Raw genomic sequence first — 16,406 nt, 5'->3', positions numbered from 1 at the left:
AGGGAAAGAGGACGCGTGCGGCAGTCTAAAAGCCGAACGCGTCCTGCCTGAGAAATCGCAGAATTCGGTTAGCCACCGTGACCGGCTGTTCTTGCTGCACCCAATGCCCGGCACCTTCAATCATATGCACCGCGCGGAAATTGCTGCATGCGCGCATGCGCATCGCTTCGTATTGGCCAGGCCGCTGATACATGCCCCAGTCGCTACTTCCAGCAATGAAACATGCAGGCACGTCTATCGTGCTGCCTGACCATGTCTTAAGCGCGGCCGTGTGAGCGTCGCTAGTCGCGCAGCGATACCAGTTAAGCCCGCCTTGAAAACCGGTGCGCGAATATTCCCCCGCATAGACGTCGAGATCGCGTTCCGGCATCCATGCGCATGATGCGATCTGCTCCTCCGAAGGCATATGCGGTGCGACCGTCTCATGCATGCTCTTATCTTTCTCCATCACATAGTAAGTCGGCAACGTAGCGAGTTCTTCCGCGCTCAACGCCGCTAAAGGATGAGGATGATTTTCCGGCCAGTCCGCACTCTTCACGTGAAAATAAGCGCGCAGAAATGCGGCCATGCCTTGCGGCGCGTGCCACATGTCTTCATTCGCATCGGCACCCGAGTAATACCATTGATAGTGCTTACGGGGCGGGTCGAGCGCGTCTAGCGCCGCCAAGACAGTGGCCATCTCGTTCAATGCCGTATCGCCCGCCTCATGCAGCGCATGTTCCGATGCGGTGCCAAATGGAAATGTCGGCGGCCCCGCAAACGGCGCGCTAAGCATGACCACCGACCTGAAGACATCCGGCCTGATCAACGCGCACCAAGCTGCTACGGGCGAACCAAAATCATGGCCGATGACCGCTGCCACGCTGTGATAGCCCAAGGCACTTATAAGCCCAAGCACGTCCCGCACGAGATTTGGAAAATTGAAGTCGTCGAGATCCGTATCGAGTATAGCAGCCGCGCCCGTGGTACGCCCGTAGCCGCGCTGATCGGGCGCGACGACATGATAGCCGCCATTGGCAAGCGCCGGCATCACCTTGCGCCAGCTGAAAGCAAGCTCGGGAAAGCCATGCAAGAGCACGATGCATGGTCTGCCCGGCGTTTCGAAACCTGCTTCCAGCACGTGCATGGAGAGGCCATTGCCGTTGTCGATCAGACGTGAGCGGATGCCATCGGGCAACGGCAGATCCTTCAACGTTTCGGTCATGCATGGCTCCTGTCGAGTTCGGAGCCATTATGCTTCATGCCGCGAGGGCCGCGTTGGCGTCAGCGCTAGAGGATCGAATTACGTTTGCCGAGCTGCTCGAGCGGAACGTCATAAGTCTCCCGCATAGAAAAGATGGACACTGCGGACAACAGACACACCAGCACCGCGAATGCAGCCGGCATGACCCACGACGCCGTACTGTATTTACCTATGAGCGCGGATTCCACTAGCGGCGCAAACCCGGCCACGGCGAAGCCAAACTGCGTGCCGATCGCCATGCCGGAAAGGCGGACTTGCGTCGGAAAGCGTTCCGCGTATGTCGCCGGCCACACTGCATTCGTGATGCTATAAGCGAAGCCGCCGAGCACTACTCCCGCTGCAAAAACGAGCGCATTGCTCCCCGTCGTGATTGACCACAAAAAGATCACGACGCTAACTGCGCACAGCAAGTTTCCCGCGATAAATACAGGTCGTCGGCCGATACGGTCGGATAGCGTGGCCCATAACGGAATGGTGAAGACCGCGATGAAGTTAGCGACGATAGCCGTCCACAGCATGACCGAAGTGCTGATGGGTTGCGCCTGTGCGCGCGAAAACGAAAGCGCAAACACGGCGAACGTCGTGCCTATAGACGCAATGAGCGCGGCAAAGAAAACCTGTAGCAATTCCTTGCGATAACCCGTAAGCAGCGTCTTGAGCGGCATATTCGGCACCTCGCCATGCGAGGCTTCGCTTTCGAAGGCGGGCGTCTCTTCGAGTCGGCTACGCACGATAAAGCCGACGATCACCACCGCCACACTCAACCAGAAAGGCAAGCGCCAGCCCCACGACAGCAATTGATCTTCGGGTAACAAAGCCGCAAGCGGCAAGACTACAGCGGGCGCAAGCACCTGACCGCCCTGCGTCCCGCTTAAAGTCCAACTCGTGTAATAACCCCGACGATGCGCTGGCGCGTGCTCGAACGACATTGAATTCGCTCCGGCTTGTTCCCCTGCTGCGGAGATGCCCTGCAAGATTCGCATCAACACGAGTAGCGCAGGTGAGAGCAGTCCCGCGGTCTGATAAGTCGGCAGGCATCCCACTAAGAACGTCGAGAGCCCCATCAAGAGCAAGGTGCCGACCATCACGACCTTTCTGCCGAGCCTGTCACCGTAGTGGCCCATGAGGAACGAGCCTAAAGGACGTGCGGCATAAGCCACGCCAAAGGTCGCCATCGATGCAAGCGTCGCGGCGGTCATGTCGCCGGGCGGGAAGAATATCTTTGGAAAGACGAGCGCGGCGACAGTGCCGTAGATGAAGAAGTCGTAGTATTCGAGCGCGCTGCCGATCCACGCCGCGATTGCGGCCTTTCTGGCATGCTTGCCGCCTGGCACGCCCGATGATGTCGTCTCCGAGGTTCGACCAATCGTTTCTGTCGTCATGTTGTCTCCGTGTTTTTTTATGGAAGTCGAAGCTTCTATCGTGTTACGCGAGCGCTCGTCTCAAGAAGGCTTTGACTAGCATGTTGTACGAGTATCGCGCGTTTAAGCGGATTGGTTTCGCGCTTAAGCGGCACTTCGACTGCTAGCGGAAGGTTATCGGGCAACACGGCAAGCAGGGCGCGCAAGGGCAACTCCCCTTCCCCGGGCAACAACCGATCTCCACGTGCCTCTGCAACGATGTCAGCGGGAGACGCCATTGGCGCATCACAAAGCTGAACGCTGCCGATGATTTGCGGATCAAGCGCCGCGACCTCTTCCACCGTTCCGCCTGAACGAATGAGATGAAGTGCGTCGATCAGAACAAACGCATTGGGCTTGCCAGAGGACAGCACGATATTCACAGCATCGGCTAGACGCGCAACAGGACGCCATAGCATGAACTCGACATCGAGCGACAAACCGAATGGCGCCGCGAGATCGCATAATGCGCTGAAGCGATCGATGACGCGTGCGCGGTCGGTATCGTCGATATTCACGCATGCACGGTGTGCTCCAAGTTCCGCGCCTGCCTCGAATGTGCTTTCATAGTTACCAATGGAACTATTGGCCGCAAGACTAATCACTTCGATATCGGTCACCTTCACGTCGAGCTCATGCAGCAAGCGCTTGATCGAACGCAATTCAGGTGACCTCGCAAGCAATGGATACTCGATACCGCCGTGCACGGGTGAGCAAAGACGAATGCTGATTGCTCGAAAGCCAGCGCTCGCCGCCAGTTCGATAAGATCTGGCGGGCCTACGTCCAGTACCGTGAGATGAGCGAGCGATAGGGGTTTCATCAATACGTTGCCCTTCCACCCGTCAAATCGAACGCCGCGCCGGTGGAAAACGAGCATTCCTCCGTGGCGAGCCATGTCACCATCGACGCAACTTCGTCTAGACGGCCCGCGCGTCCTAGCGGAATCTTGGCGAGCACGAAGTTGCGTGCATTCTCGGTCATGCCGCGCAGCATGTCGGATTCGATTGCCGCGGGCGTCACGCAGTTGACGCGAATCTCGGTATCCGCGAGCTCCTTGCCAAGCGACTTCGTCAATGCGATCACGCCTGCCTTCGACGCGCCATAAGCACCCTGGTTCGGGTTGCCCTCCTTGCCCCCGACCGACGACAGACTCACGATACGTCCATGCCGCGCGCGACGCAGATAAGGCAGCACTTCGCGGCAACAAATAAAAACGCCCGTAAGATTGATGTCGAGTACGCGCCGCCATGCGTCGATCGAATATGTCTCTACTGGACCGATATCTCCATTGATACCCGCAGCGTTGATCAACACATCGATTGATCCTAAGCGCTTGTGTGCTTCCTGCGCCGCGTTGGCTACACTGGCGGCATTCGTCACATCTACTTGAGAAGCGAAAGCCGCGTGAGCCTGCTTGGCCTTGGAAAAGGCAGCCTCGCTGTCGATATCCCAAAGCACGACCTTCGCACCCGACGCAACGAAGCGCTCAGCAATCGCATACCCGATACCACCGGAGCCGCCGGTGATGACACATACACGGTCCTGCAAATCCAGTTTGTTCATGGTCCCTTTGCGATAGAAATCACTCGAACCGATACTAAGGACAAACGCTGGCTTTGTCGTATGCTGAATTTCCTTTAAGCTATAACTTTTAGTTAAGCTGTACGGCGAACCGATGCGCTTCAAACTCCGCCATATGGAAGTCTTTCGTGCGGTCATGCTCACAGGCTCCATCAACGCGGCAGCCAAGTTGCTCTACGTATCGCAGCCTGCAGTGAGCAAGCTCGTGTCTCACATCGAGACGACATTGGACCTGCGCTTATTCGAGCGCTCCAAGAGCCGCCTCATTCCCACGGCCGAGGCACATGCGTTATTCAGGGAAATCGAGCAGGTTTATCAGGCTGCCGTGCGCGTGGATGAATTCGCGCGCGCGCTTTCGCTAGGGCCGTCGAGCCTTTTGCGCGTCACTTGCAGTGCATCGCTCGCAATGAGCGTCGTGGCTCCCGCGCTCGTCGATATCAAGGCCAAGCTGCCTGCACTGACCGTAGGCTGGCAGACCACACTAATGGCGGACATGCCGATGGAAATCTTGAGCAAGGAAGCAGAGGTCGCCGTTGCCGCAATGCCGGTCACGCACGAACATCTGGAAAACGTTTCGTTCATGTACGGCAGCATGGTTTGCGCCTTGCCAAGGGGGCACAGACTTGAAGCGGCATCGGTCGTGTCGCTTGCAGACCTGGTAAGCGAACCCGTGGTGCTGTTCAAGCGAGACATTCCGTTTGGAACCGTGATCGCACAGACGTGCCAGCAAGCGGGCGTCGAACTCAAGTCGACGATCGACGTGATGCGCGCCGATCAGGCACTGGCGCTCGTCGAAGGCGGGCTCGGCGTGACCATCGTCGATGATTTCGCCACGGCAGGCACAGCTCTCACCATACGCCCGCTACGCGAACACATACATTTGACGGCAAGCTTCGTTTATTCGCGCTTTGCGCCGCCATCGCGCAACGCGGTTCTATTCATGCAGGCAGTCTATAAGAATGCGCAGCGCCTAGGCCGCGCCATTCCCGATGCGCGTGTTCCCGGTTAAGCGACGACGCGCTTGACGCCAAGCGCCAAACCGCTGCACGCTTTAACATGAACCAAACACAAAAATCTCTTACTTACGGAATCAAGCCATGACCACGTCATCCTCTCGCCGCCGCGCCGCCTTTCGCGAATTGGTCAACGCGCGCCGCGCACTGCTGTTACCGGGCGCTTTCAACGCGATGAGCGCACGCGTGGCCGTCGACCTCGGCTTCGAAGCAATTTATATAACCGGCGCAGGCGTTACGAATATGTCGCTAGGACTGCCCGATCTTGGTTTCATCAGCCTCGCGGAAGTCGCGGAACATACCTCTCGTATTCGCGATGCCGTCGATGTTCCGCTCATCGTCGATGCGGATACCGGCTTCGGCAATGCACTCAATGTGCGCCACACCGTACGCACGCTCGAGCGCGCTGGCGCGGACGCCATTCAACTCGAAGATCAGGTGATGCCTAAGAAATGCGGCCATTTCGCGGGTAAGAACGTGGTCTCGACCAGCGAAATGGTCGGCAAGATCCACGCCGCGGTCGACGCACGCGAGGACGCGAATTTCCAGATCATTGCACGCACGGATGCCTGCGCGGTGGAAGGCTTCGACCGCGCCATAGAGCGGTCGCGCGCATTTGTCGAAGCCGGGGCCGACATTCTTTTCATCGAAGCCATCGAGACGCCAGAGCAAATTGCCTCGCTAACCGAACTCGTCGAAGCGCCGCAACTCATCAATCTCGTCATCGGCGGAAAGACGCCGGTAACAGCGCGAGAGGACCTCGAGCGCCTTGGCTTTAGCCTCGTCCTTTATGCCAACGCCGCGTTGCAAGGCGCCGTGCGTGGTATGCAGACGGCGTTGTCGGCACTAAAGACACAAGGCCGTCTCGATGAAGATCCAGGCATAGTTGCACCTTTTTCGGAACGTCAGCGGCTCGTGAACAAGCCGCTGTACGACGAGCTGGACCGCAAATACGCAGCCGATTAAAGGCTGCTCTTAGCGCTCGCATGCCTCAAGCGAGAGTTTGCTATGCTGCCTTCGAACCGGACGAGTCGCACGTGACGAAGTCCGGCGCTCAATCACTCAGGTAACAAAACGGAGATAGAGATGGCAAAGGGATATTGGGTCAGCGCATACCGCAAGATCATCAACGCTGATCAGGCCGCGGAGTACGCGAAGCAGGCGACGGTTGCGATCAAGGAAGGCGGCGGACGCCCTCTCGCGCGCGGCGTGGCGTCGTTCATTCAGGGCGATGGCGTTAAGGAACGCACGGTAATCATCGAGTTCGACTCACTCGATGCTGCTAAAGCCGCTTACGACAGCAAGACCTATCAGGACGCGCTCGTTACGTTAGGCGATTCAGTGGAGCGTGATTTCCGCATTGTCGAAGGCGTTGAATAACGTCCTGCGCTTTGTTCGACAGGCGATGACGTCCCCTCGTCATCGCCTTGAGTCACCATTCAAGCGCCGGCTGCATCGGCCAGTTCGTTCAAGTCGTTCACGATGAAGTCCCAATCGCTTTCTGCTTTGAGGTCTGTGGCTTGTCGCGCACCGTGCTCATAAGGCCGAGCGATAAACGCAGTCTTCAGGCCGCACGCCCTTGCCGCGACGAGATCGCTATTATGGGCCGCCGCCATGCACACCTCTTCAGGCTTGAGCATGAGCGCATCGACCGCACGCAGATAAGCCTGCGGCGTTGGCTTATAAGCCTGCGCTGTTTCCGCGCCGAGAATCGCATCCCATGGCAGACCACCGTGTTTCGCCATGTCCACCATTAACTTGATATTGCCGTTCGATAACGGCGCAATGATGTAGCGCGTCTTGAGGCGCGCAAGTCCTTTTACGGAATCGGGCCAAGGGTCCAGACGATGCCACGCGAGATTCAACTCATCGAGCACATGCGTTGGAACGGCATCTTTGTCGATGCCGAATTCGGGCAACACGTCGTCCAGATTTTCTCGATGCAAGACATCCAGCCTTACGAACGGTCTTTCGCCACTGCGGACTTTCTGCATTGCGGGCGCATAGCGACTGCGCCATGCATCGGCAAACGCTTCCGGCGATGCGTTCGCTTGACCGTAAGCGTTTAGAAACGACGCAGCCTCCCGCGCTATGCCGCCGCGCCAGTCCACCACGGTACCGAAAACGTCGAATACGAAAGCCTTTACTAAGGGCTGGGTCACGAGACTTCTCCGTTGGCTTCAATTCTCAAAGCTAGTCTAGCAAGGCCACAGCTCCCTGCGCTTGGTTCTACCGCGTAAGACTGTTCGCAGTATGGCCAAAGCGCGTTGAATGACACTGCATTTTGTCGATTGCATGCATCATGCAAGACACCGAATGCAAAACGTGACGACGCCATATTTTGACCATCGCGAAAAAAAATGCTATTACGACGAGGCCTCGCGTCTGCTCAAGAGCGGACGAAAGCAAACCGTAAGCGCTCCGGCATGCCGCCGCCGCGCGCCAGCACAAAGTCACTGTGAACCCAACGACAACTCTTGCTTCGTGGTCAGCCCACGATACTCAGCTTCTGATCGCCTGCGCGCTCGGCCTTGCGGTCATCATCCTCTCAATCGGCGTTCTCAAGCTCGCGCCGTTCCTGTCTATCCTAGTGGGTACATTCGTTGCCGGTTTCGCTGCGCATCAACCGTTGGAAGCCATTGCGCAGGCCTTTAGCAAGGGTGCGGGAGCGTTGCTCGGCGATGTCGGCATCATCATCGCGCTCGGCGCCATGCTCGGTGCGCTGATGGCCGAGTCGGGGGCAGCGGATCGGTTGGTGACGACCCTGCTCGATCTTTCCACGCCCCGCAGTCTGCCGTGGATGATGGCGCTCGTCGCGATCATCGTGGGCCTGCCGCTCTTCTTCGAAGTAGGCCTTGTAATGATGGTGCCGATCATCTTCGTGATGGCACGGCGCTCCAAGCAGCCGATCCTGCGCATCGCGATCCCCGCGCTCGCCGGCATGACGACTTTGCATGCATTATTACCGCCGCATCCAGGGCCGCTCATTGCCGTGAGCGCATTGCATGCAGATCTTGGACTGACGCTCGGGCTCGGTTTGATCGTCGCGCTGCCGGCCGTGATTCTGGCGGGTCCGCTCTACGGCATCTGGCTTTCGAAGCGCATGCACGTCGAAGAGCCAGAAGAGATGGGCATACTCTTTACCGAGCATGCGGATGGCGCAGCGACACCGGGCTTCGCAATCTCGCTTATCACGATACTTCTACCCGTCGTGATGATGCTCGGCCGCACTATCGCCAAGCTCGCGCTTACCAAGGACATGCTGCTTTACGACACGCTCGACTTCGTAGGCGAACCGTTGATTGCGCTTGCTCTAACGGTACTCTTCGCCATCGTGATGCTCGGTTGGTCGCGCGGCATGGCGCGCGATCGCGTAGGCGGCATCTTGCGCAAGAGCCTGCCGCCAATCGCGGCGCTTCTGCTCACCATCGGCGCAGGCGGTGGACTCAAGCAGACACTCGTCGCCGCAGGCATCAGCACGACCATCGGCAAGATCGCCGTGGGCGCGCATCTGCCGCTGGTCTTGCTTGCGTGGCTGATCGCAGTGGCGCTCAGGCAAGCCACCGGATCGGCAACAGTCGCCACGACGACGACAGCCGGTATCGTGGCGCCCGTGGTCAGCGGCTTGTCTGCCACGCACAACTCGTTGATGGCGCTTGCCATCGGCGCCGGGTCCGTGTTCTTCTGTCACGTCAACGACGCGGGCTTCTGGATGGTGCGCGAATATTTCGGCTTAACGCTCAAGCGCACGGTAGCCGTTTGGTCGGTCTTGCAGACCATCGTGTCGGTCGTCGGACTCGTGCTGACCCTCGCCTTGTGGACGCTGCTCAACTAGCGATGTCTTTTATCTTTACGAGGTCGCAAAGTGCTTCTCGACTTCCATCGCTTTGTCGAGCCCGACAAAGCGGTTGTATTCCTCGAAGGTCGTGAGCCGGTCTGCAATGGCATCTGTCGTGCCTTCGCGCATGAAGTCGATCATGACTTCCTTGACAGCTTTATGCATGGCAAGCATCGACTCGATTGGGGCGAGGGTGTAATCGAAGCCTATTTCGTAGGCCTCTTTCATCGAGACGAACGGACTCTTTCCCGTTCGCGCCTGATTGAAAAGAATCGGCTTGCCTAACGGCTTGAGACGACGCGTGAGCTCGCGCATGTGTTCGAGGCTTTCGGGCGCATCGGCATAGAGGCCATCCGCGCCTGCTTCGGCGTAGGCTTCGAGCCGCGCGATCGCATCGTCGATTCCGGTTACTGCAATCGCATCCGTACGGGCCACGATGAAGAAGTTCGGATCGGTGCGCGCCTCGATCATTGCGCGCAACTTGAGCACCATCTCGTCCTTCGATACGAGCTGCTTGCCCGCATAGTGTCCACATTTCTTGGGCAATGCTTGATCTTCGAGATGCAGCACCGATGCGCCCGCTTCTTCCCATAGACGGATCGTGCGCTGCACGTCGAGGATGCCGCCGTAGCCCGTATCGGCATCCGCGAATATGGGCACTGTCGTCACGCGGCAAATGCGGCGGATATGCTCGAACATTTCCGTCTGCGAGAGTACGCCGATATCCGCCTGCCCTGCAATCACGCCGGATGCAACGAAACCGCTAACGTATAGCGACTTGGCGCCGGCCTGTTCCGCCAGCATCGCGGTCAACGCATCGTGCGCGCCCATGCAAACGAATGGGCCCTCTTTGAACAATTCGCGAAAACGGGCTGAACGGGTCAAGATGATTCTCCGGCAAGTTGAATGATGTCGATGTGTCAAGCGAAGTAAGCCCAACTGCGCGCTTTTCGATCCCTCAAAAGAAAGCGCGCAATATCGTCTGCAAGAAGGCGCGTCTGATCGATCTCGTCGAGTCCTTCCAGAAGCGCTCGCTGCTGTGCCGGATCGAATTCGAAGTGAATCGTTTCCAACCCATGGGCGCGAATTTCGAGCGCACCGAGATCGACCTCGATGGGCGTTCCATCGCTAGCAGCAACCGCTATGCACTCGATCTCGGCAGCGTCGAGTCGCACAGGAAGCAGTCCGTTCTGAAGACAGTTGTTATAGAAGATGTCGCCGAACGATGAAGCGATGACGCATCGAATGCCCGCTTCCTCAAGCGCCCACACCGCCATTTCGCGCGAGCTGCCACAACCGAAGTTGCTACCACCGAGGACTGTGCATGCGCTTCTGAATGCGGGCTGATTGAGAACGAAGTCCTCACGTTCACCACTTTGCGGACCGTCGCCGCAATAACGCAAGGTCTCGAGCAGATAGGGTCCCAACTGTCCGCGCACGAGTTGCGAAATTCTTTCGATGCGGATGATGAGATCCGTATCGACGTTGTCTCGCATGAGCGGAGCCGCTGCTCCGGAGATGATCGTCACCGCTTTCATTGCGACGCCCCTTCCGTTTGACGCACACGTGGCGCGGCGATATGCCCCGCAATGGCGCTAGCTGCGGCAACTGCAGGGCTAGCCAGATGCGTACGCGCACCGGGACCTTGCCTGCCAATGAAATTGCGATTCGAGGTCGATACGCAACGTTCGCCACGCCCAACCACGTCGCCATTTGCGCCCACGCACATCGAACAGCCCGGCTCGCGCCATTCGAAGCCAGCGGCACGGAAGATCGCATCGAGCCCTTCCTGCTCGGCTTGACGCGCCACCGTGAGCGATCCCGGCACGACCCAAGCCTTCACGTTGCTGGCGACATGCTGACCATGGACCACATGTGCTGCCGCACGCAAGTCTTCGATCCGGCTATTCGTACACGAGCCTATGAATACGCGGTCCACGCTTAGTTCATCCAGATGCTGTCCGGCACGCACGCCCATGTAGTCGATCGCATTTTCGGCGGCATGACGGCGCGATTCATCATCGAGCGATGCGGGGTCGGGTATGACATCGTCCAGCGCAATCACGTGTTCGGGACTCGTGCCCCACGTGACCTGTACGCCGATGGACGACGCATCGATACCGATCTCGCGATCGAACTGTGCCTCCGAATCGCTTGCAAGCATCTTCCAGTCGGCGACAGCCTGGTCGAACTGCTCGCCTTGCGGTGCATAAGGCTTGTCGCGCAGATAAGCGAACGTGGTTTCATCGGGCGCGACGAGGCCAAACTTGGACCCTAGCTCGATGCTTAGATTGCACAGTGTGAGGCGGCCTTCCATGCTCAATGCTTCGACCGCATCGCCCGCGTATTCGACGGCATAGCCCGTGCCGCCAGCCGCGCCGATCTTTCCGATGAGATACAGAATCATGTCCTTTGCGGTCACGCCTTCGCGCAGCTTGCCATTGAAGCGCACACGCATCGTCTTTGGGCGCTTTTGTCGAATGGTTTGCGTCGCAAGCACATGCACGACCTCCGTCGAACCGATACCGAAGGCAAGCGCGCCCATTGCACCATGCGTGCATGTATGACTATCCGCGCAAACGATGGACGTTCCTGGCAAAGAAAGGCCGAGCTCCGGTCCGATCACATGCACGATGCCCTGAAGGCCTGCCTGGCCTATGTCGAAGATGGGAATCGCGTGATGCGTCATCTGCGTGCGCATCGATTCGACCATCTCGGTGCTCCAGTCGGCATCGCCTGCGCGGCGTCCTGGGGCCGTCGAAATCACATGATCGACGGTGGCGAAGGTAAGCGCGGGACTATCCACGCCAAGGCCGCGCTTTTCAAGCACGCGGACCGCTTCCACGCCGGTGAGCTCGTGCATCAGATGACGATCCACGTGCAGCAGATCGGCGCCTCCTGCGAGATGGGAAATAGTATGGCTGTCCCACAACTTGTCGAAGAGCGTGTGCATGATCAATCGCTATGCGTGAGATGACGCTGCCATTTAAGGAACATGAGATTCACCAGTGTGGCGAACACGAAAAGCATGAGCGCAAGCGCCATGATCGTGCTCGTTTCGTTGCGGTTCATGGCGATCATCAACATGCGGCCGATACCGCTTTGCGACGCGAACATCTCGCCGATAAGCGTGCCAAGCAAGGTAAGCGAAAAGCCGATGCGCAGTCCCGCTACGACTTCAGGCACGCATGCGGGCAGCAACACATGACGCGCGAAATCCATCGGGTTCATGCGGTAAGTGCGGGCCGCGCGTGCGTAGATAGGCGGCATATTCTTTACCGCATTCATGGTGAAGAGCGTAATCGGAACGATCCCGTGTATCACACCGAATACGATCTTGGCCCATAACCCGAGACCGCAAGCGAGCAGCACGACCGGATAAAGCGTGACCTTGGGAATGGAATAAAAGCCCATCATTAGCGGCTCCATCACCTCACCGGCCAAGCGTCGCACGCCAAGAAACAGACCGAGAAAAACGCCTGCTACGGCAGAGATGGCGAACGCCGAAGCAAAGGCAAGCGATGTGACATAGAGGCTTTCCGGAAAATCCGGGTCGCTGACTATATGCATTGCACGTTGGACGGTATGCAGCGGCGTGGTCAGCACATCGGGGCCAAGCCACCCGCTTGCGCCTTGCCAAAGCCCGACCAGCACCACGACGAGCACGAGCGCGTCCATCCATCGCCGCGTGTGTCGCGGCCTTGCCGTATGCGTGACGACGACAGTGCTCATGCGGCCTCCCTTCTGATGCGCCGATAGAGACGCGTTTCCGCTGTGCGTAAAAGGGCATTGAGCGTGGCAACGAAAATCAGCATCAGGAGCATGAGGCCGTACATCGTCGAATTGTCGAACGCGTTGTAGGCGAATGCGATTTGATAACCGAAGCCCGACCCGGACAACACGAATTCACCCGCTACCACCGCGATGAACGCGTAGACCACGGTGAGCTTGATGCCTGTAAATACGAACGGAAGACTCGCGGGCAAGGTGATGAGGCGCACCTCGTCTAGCGTATTTAAGCGGCATACGCGCGCCGTGCGCAACAGCACACGAGGCACACGTTCAAGACCATTCAAAGTATTTACGGCCATGGCGACGACCGCAAAGAGAAACCCGATGCCAACCAGAGGCCAGCGGTTCAAGCCGAAGATCACGATCAAGATCGGATACAGCACGAAGACGGGCACCGCATAGTAGGAAAGCAGCAAGGGGTCCAGCACACGCCTTGCGCGCGGCAATCTGAACAGCAACACGCCGCCGATAAAGCCCACTACCACCGCAAGCGCGACAGCCAGCAATGCGCTGCTAAGCGTCTGCACGATATCCACGGTGTATTGCCCTGACGCGAGAATGTCCCAGGCGCTCACCGCCATACGCGAAGGCGGAATGAATGAGACAGGATTGATCCATGCAAAACGAGTCGCTATCTCCAGCAACAAAATGAAGCCGATGACTATTCCCACGCGCCAGCGTGCGGCAACGCTCATGACTGGCTCCCTAGCGCTTTCATGGCCTCTTCGCGCAACAGCCCCCACACTTGCGCGGTCAGTTCGCCGAAGCGCGCATCGAGTGCGATCTTGCTGTCGCGAAGACGCGGCCAGCCGGTTTCAATGGTCGATATGAAGCGTCCCGGACACGCCGACATCACACCAATGCGATCGGACAGCAGCACCGCTTCGTCGATCGAATGCGTAATGAGCATGATGGTCGCGCCCGTATCGCGCCAAAGCTTGAGCATCTCATCGCCCATGAGGAGACGTGTCTGCTGATCTAATGCGCCGAATGGTTCGTCGAGCAACATGAGACGCGGACGCACGACCATGGCGCGCGCGATGCAAACGCGTTGCCGCATTCCGCCCGAGAGTTGCGCGGGATAAACACGCGCGAAAGACTTGAGACCCATGAAAGACAATGCATGATCGACGCGCGCCTTTACTTCGTTCTCTGCCACGCCTGCGCGACGCGCCGCAAAGGCTGCGTTGTCAAAGACGTTGAGCCATGGAAAGCTCGCGTCTTCCTGAAACACGACGGCCACGCCATCCGGAACCTCGCGTCCCACTGCATGCCCTTCGAATTCGACAGTGCCGCCGCTTGCGGGATTAAGGCCTGCGAGCACATCCAGCAAAGTGGACTTACCGCAACCGGAAGGGCCGACAACCGAAAAGAATTCACCCGCGCGCAATTCCAAACTTACGGGGCCGAGCGCATGAAAAGGAGGCTTGCCTGCAATGCCGGGATAAATGCGCGTGACATCGGTCACGCGCGCTTGCACACGATCCCCCGCCTGTGTCGCAGCGTCTGTGGAAACAACGGAAATTCGCGTGCGACGTGACAATACGCTCATCGCGTGCCTCACTTTTTCGTTTGCAGATCGGCGGGAAGCAGAGACTCGTCGACGATCTTCGACCAATCGAACGGGCCTTCCGGAATGGCCTTGACGAGTATCAGGCCCTTGAGCACTTCTTCCATGCCTTTGCGATCGAAGCTTCCTTCGCTCCAGTACTTCGGATCGGACTCGAGCACGTTATTGACCGCCGACGTCGCGACAGCGGGGTCCATCTTGTATTGCTTCGCCAGAATCTGCGCCGATTCTTCACGGTGCGCGGCAATGTACTGCACCGCCTTGCGACGCGCATTGATAATTCCGCGTATCACCTCGGGATGCGACTTGAGATAGTCGGTGCGCACGATGCCCACGGTCTGTGTCTCGTTAGGCACGATATCGGAAGAGCGAAAAGCTATGCGCAACTGATCTTTTTTCCCGCTATAGGAAGGCTCCGTCATGTAAGCGACATCGACAGCGCCTTGTTGCAGCGAAGTCAGCATACCGCTAGAACTACCGACCGGCTTGCGCTGCACTTGGCCTGCGAGACCTGCACGGTCTAACGCAATCGTCACGACCGTATCCGTAGTCGACTTCGGGCTGCTATAGCCGATAGTCTTGCCCTTCATTTGTTTGATGTTGGTGATGGTGCCGTTCTTTAGTTCCACCCAGACAAGGTCGGCGAGACTCTGCACGCCGCCATGCACAATTGTCAGGTCGACACCTTGTTTGACTGCGGAAATGGCGGCCGGCAGGGCGACCTCGCCATAAGGAATCTCGGAAGCCATCGCATTGCGCACGGTGGTGCCGCCGCCTTCCGATGTGATGAAGCCTGTTACGTCCACGTTGGCTTCCTTGAAGAAGCCTTTTTCCATGGCGACCGCAAAAGGCACGCCATACATGCCGTCACCCCAATGCGTCACGGTAAGCGGCGCGGCCTGAACATGCGTCGCGCAAATGGACGCGGCAGCGAGAGGCATTAAAAGAACACTACGGGCGATTCTCCGTATTCCAGACATGTAGGCGTCTCCATCCATGTTGGGCGGTCTCGCATCGTGCTTGGCGCATGCGGCCGCACTATGTTTTTAAGCTTCCTGACTAAGCGGACTATTCAGCCGCGCGCGAAATCGAGCTCGCACGTCTGCCTTAACCGTGCAAGTTAATGTATGCATTAAATTCTTTAAAGTCCAGAAATGCCGGGGGCGGACATACCCGTGTTCGAGCTGGCTCGACTCTTGTCGCGTGCCTTAAGGAAGGCGCTGCTTCAGGCCTGTTGAATGCCGAATTGTTGCAGTACGCTCGTTTGGTCGCGCCAGCCGCGCTCTCGATGTGCACGATATAGCGCGCTTGCCGTTGCCGCATCGCCGCATTGCATCGCGTCGATGATGCCGTAATGCTCTTGCACGGATTTCACGGGTTGCGGATGCGGTTTGACCATTTGGGTAAAGCGTCGCACGCGATGCACTTGATCGCGACAATTCATGACCACGCTTTGCAATCGGGCATTCCCGCTAAGCGCGACAAGCGTTTCGTGAAAGACTTCGTCCGCGGCAGCCCAAGCCAACATGTCGCCGCGTTCGTATGCCGCGCTCATCGCCTCGCACGCGGTGACAAGGGGTGTGATGTCCACGCCCTTCTTCGACGCAATAAGGCTGGCAGCCGTCGATTCCAGGCTGATGAGGACCTGGTAGATGTTCCTGATGTCGGAGATGGAAGTTGGCACGATACGAATGCCATGCCTAGGCACGATCTGCACGAGTCCCTCGCCCTGCAGACGAATTGCGGCTTCGCGAATCGGCGTGCGGCTGAAGCCCAGCATCAAACCGAGTTCCTGTTCGAGCATGTAGGAACCAGGCGTCAATTCGCTTTCGATGATTCTGCGGCGTAATTCGGCATATGCAAGCTCGGTCGTGTTGCGCTTGACGGGTTTCGTTCCGTTAGCGGTTGCGACCGGTGGCTCGTCCTGCACGATCTTTACGCGCGTGGCGCTCATGATTTGCGTCTCCT

The 16,406-nt window shown here is 58.1% G+C and carries 17 protein-coding genes; 4 read left to right on the top strand and 13 right to left on the bottom strand.

The annotated features are described in order from the left end of the window. Positions 1-25 precede the first annotated feature (25 nt). The 4 genes from P9292_RS38675 to P9292_RS38660 all read right to left on the bottom strand — a co-directional run bounded on the left by P9292_RS38675 (position 26) and on the right by P9292_RS38660 (position 4,207). Positions 26-1,204 carry an alpha/beta fold hydrolase gene (locus P9292_RS38675; RefSeq protein ID WP_309964851.1) on the bottom strand — a complete coding sequence of 393 codons (1,179 nt, stop codon included), beginning with the start codon at positions 1,202-1,204 and terminating at the stop codon, positions 26-28. Between the two features lie 65 nt (positions 1,205-1,269). Beyond that, a complete protein-coding gene (locus P9292_RS38670; RefSeq protein WP_309964849.1) occupies positions 1,270-2,625 on the bottom strand; it encodes an MFS transporter in 1,356 nt (451 codons plus the stop codon). 35 nt (positions 2,626-2,660) lie between these two features. Next, positions 2,661-3,464: a TIM barrel protein gene (locus P9292_RS38665; protein WP_309964847.1), complete on the bottom strand. Its 804-nt coding sequence runs from the start codon at positions 3,462-3,464 to the stop codon at positions 2,661-2,663. Continuing rightward, a complete protein-coding gene (locus P9292_RS38660; RefSeq protein WP_309964845.1) occupies positions 3,464-4,207 on the bottom strand; it encodes an SDR family NAD(P)-dependent oxidoreductase in 744 nt (247 codons plus the stop codon). Before P9292_RS38660 ends, P9292_RS38665 begins: the two co-directional genes overlap by 1 nt. 112 nt (positions 4,208-4,319) lie before the next feature. On the opposite strand from P9292_RS38660, the gene P9292_RS38655 reads away from it, so the two are divergent. From P9292_RS38655 to P9292_RS38645, 3 genes are all read left to right on the top strand, one after another. After that, positions 4,320-5,234: a LysR family transcriptional regulator gene (locus tag P9292_RS38655; RefSeq protein ID WP_250467971.1), complete on the top strand. Its 915-nt coding sequence runs from the start codon at positions 4,320-4,322 to the stop codon at positions 5,232-5,234. An 88-nt stretch (positions 5,235-5,322) separates the two neighbouring features. After that, positions 5,323-6,204, top strand: a complete 882-nt coding sequence (locus tag P9292_RS38650; RefSeq protein ID WP_309964843.1) for an oxaloacetate decarboxylase — start codon at positions 5,323-5,325, stop codon at positions 6,202-6,204. Between the two features lie 120 nt (positions 6,205-6,324). After that, positions 6,325-6,618, top strand: coding sequence for a DUF1330 domain-containing protein (locus P9292_RS38645; protein WP_244831306.1), 294 nt, complete (start codon positions 6,325-6,327; stop codon positions 6,616-6,618). A 59-nt stretch (positions 6,619-6,677) separates the two neighbouring features. Here P9292_RS38645 and P9292_RS38640 read toward each other — a convergent pair whose 3' ends face one another. Next, positions 6,678-7,400: a haloacid dehalogenase type II gene (locus tag P9292_RS38640; RefSeq protein ID WP_309964841.1), complete on the bottom strand. Its 723-nt coding sequence runs from the start codon at positions 7,398-7,400 to the stop codon at positions 6,678-6,680. 296 nt (positions 7,401-7,696) lie between these two features. Here P9292_RS38640 and P9292_RS38635 point away from each other — a divergent pair, with 296 nt between their 5' ends. Next, a complete protein-coding gene (locus P9292_RS38635; RefSeq protein WP_309964839.1) occupies positions 7,697-9,073 on the top strand; it encodes a gluconate:H+ symporter in 1,377 nt (458 codons plus the stop codon). Between the two features lie 15 nt (positions 9,074-9,088). Here P9292_RS38635 and P9292_RS38630 read toward each other — a convergent pair whose 3' ends face one another. The 8 genes from P9292_RS38630 to P9292_RS38595 all read right to left on the bottom strand — a co-directional run bounded on the left by P9292_RS38630 (position 9,089) and on the right by P9292_RS38595 (position 16,392). Then, entirely contained in the window at positions 9,089-9,961 is an 873-nt protein-coding gene (locus P9292_RS38630; protein ID WP_309964837.1) for an isocitrate lyase/PEP mutase family protein, read from the bottom strand. A gap of 35 nt (positions 9,962-9,996) precedes the next feature. Beyond that, positions 9,997-10,614 (bottom strand): 3-isopropylmalate dehydratase small subunit, encoded by a 618-nt coding sequence (gene leuD, locus P9292_RS38625; protein ID WP_309964835.1) that lies wholly within the window; start codon positions 10,612-10,614, stop codon positions 9,997-9,999. After that, entirely contained in the window at positions 10,611-12,029 is a 1,419-nt protein-coding gene (gene leuC / locus P9292_RS38620; protein WP_309964832.1) for a 3-isopropylmalate dehydratase large subunit, read from the bottom strand. The genes leuD and leuC overlap by 4 nt, the downstream gene beginning before the upstream one ends. A 2-nt stretch (positions 12,030-12,031) precedes the next feature. Beyond that, complete coding sequence (locus tag P9292_RS38615; RefSeq protein WP_244831300.1) at positions 12,032-12,808, bottom strand: ABC transporter permease; 777 nt, start codon at positions 12,806-12,808, stop codon at positions 12,032-12,034. Beyond that, entirely contained in the window at positions 12,805-13,563 is a 759-nt protein-coding gene (locus P9292_RS38610) for an ABC transporter permease (protein WP_250467965.1), read from the bottom strand. The genes P9292_RS38615 and P9292_RS38610 overlap by 4 nt, the downstream gene beginning before the upstream one ends. Beyond that, positions 13,560-14,348: an ABC transporter ATP-binding protein gene (locus P9292_RS38605; protein ID WP_309847713.1), complete on the bottom strand. Its 789-nt coding sequence runs from the start codon at positions 14,346-14,348 to the stop codon at positions 13,560-13,562. Before P9292_RS38605 ends, P9292_RS38610 begins: the two co-directional genes overlap by 4 nt. Before the next feature lie 80 nt (positions 14,349-14,428). Continuing rightward, positions 14,429-15,379 carry an ABC transporter substrate-binding protein gene (locus tag P9292_RS38600; RefSeq protein WP_309964830.1) on the bottom strand — a complete coding sequence of 317 codons (951 nt, stop codon included), beginning with the start codon at positions 15,377-15,379 and terminating at the stop codon, positions 14,429-14,431. Between the two features lie 284 nt (positions 15,380-15,663). Next, complete coding sequence (locus P9292_RS38595) at positions 15,664-16,392, bottom strand: GntR family transcriptional regulator (RefSeq protein ID WP_250510541.1); 729 nt, start codon at positions 16,390-16,392, stop codon at positions 15,664-15,666. Between the last annotated feature and the right edge of the window lie 14 nt (positions 16,393-16,406).

The sequence above is a fragment of the Caballeronia sp. LZ001 genome (assembly GCF_031450875.1).
Classification (GTDB): Bacteria; Pseudomonadota; Gammaproteobacteria; order Burkholderiales; family Burkholderiaceae; genus Caballeronia.
This window is presented reverse-complemented; position numbering and strand designations above follow the sequence as displayed.

Excerpts from the sequence above, each read along its gene's own strand:
- P9292_RS38615 (WP_244831300.1), bottom strand. The coding sequence starts at position 12,808 with ATGAGCACTGTCGTCGTCACGCATACGGCAAGGCCGCGACACACGCGG.
- P9292_RS38600 (WP_309964830.1), bottom strand. The coding sequence starts at position 15,379 with ATGCCTCTCGCTGCCGCGTCCATTTGCGCGACGCATGTTCAGGCCGCG.
- P9292_RS38665 (WP_309964847.1), bottom strand. The coding sequence starts at position 3,464 with ATGAAACCCCTATCGCTCGCTCATCTCACGGTACTGGACGTAGGCCCG.
- leuD (WP_309964835.1), bottom strand. The coding sequence starts at position 10,614 with ATGAAAGCGGTGACGATCATCTCCGGAGCAGCGGCTCCGCTCATGCGA.
- P9292_RS38610 (WP_250467965.1), bottom strand. The coding sequence starts at position 13,563 with ATGAGCGTTGCCGCACGCTGGCGCGTGGGAATAGTCATCGGCTTCATT.
- P9292_RS38645 (WP_244831306.1), top strand. The coding sequence starts at position 6,325 with ATGGCAAAGGGATATTGGGTCAGCGCATACCGCAAGATCATCAACGCT.
- P9292_RS38670 (WP_309964849.1), bottom strand. The coding sequence starts at position 2,625 with ATGACGACAGAAACGATTGGTCGAACCTCGGAGACGACATCATCGGGC.
- P9292_RS38595 (WP_250510541.1), bottom strand. The coding sequence starts at position 16,392 with ATGAGCGCCACGCGCGTAAAGATCGTGCAGGACGAGCCACCGGTCGCA.
- P9292_RS38675 (WP_309964851.1), bottom strand. The coding sequence starts at position 1,204 with ATGACCGAAACGTTGAAGGATCTGCCGTTGCCCGATGGCATCCGCTCA.
- P9292_RS38650 (WP_309964843.1), top strand. The coding sequence starts at position 5,323 with ATGACCACGTCATCCTCTCGCCGCCGCGCCGCCTTTCGCGAATTGGTC.
- P9292_RS38660 (WP_309964845.1), bottom strand. The coding sequence starts at position 4,207 with ATGAACAAACTGGATTTGCAGGACCGTGTATGTGTCATCACCGGCGGC.
- leuC (WP_309964832.1), bottom strand. The coding sequence starts at position 12,029 with ATGCACACGCTCTTCGACAAGTTGTGGGACAGCCATACTATTTCCCAT.
- P9292_RS38655 (WP_250467971.1), top strand. The coding sequence starts at position 4,320 with ATGCGCTTCAAACTCCGCCATATGGAAGTCTTTCGTGCGGTCATGCTC.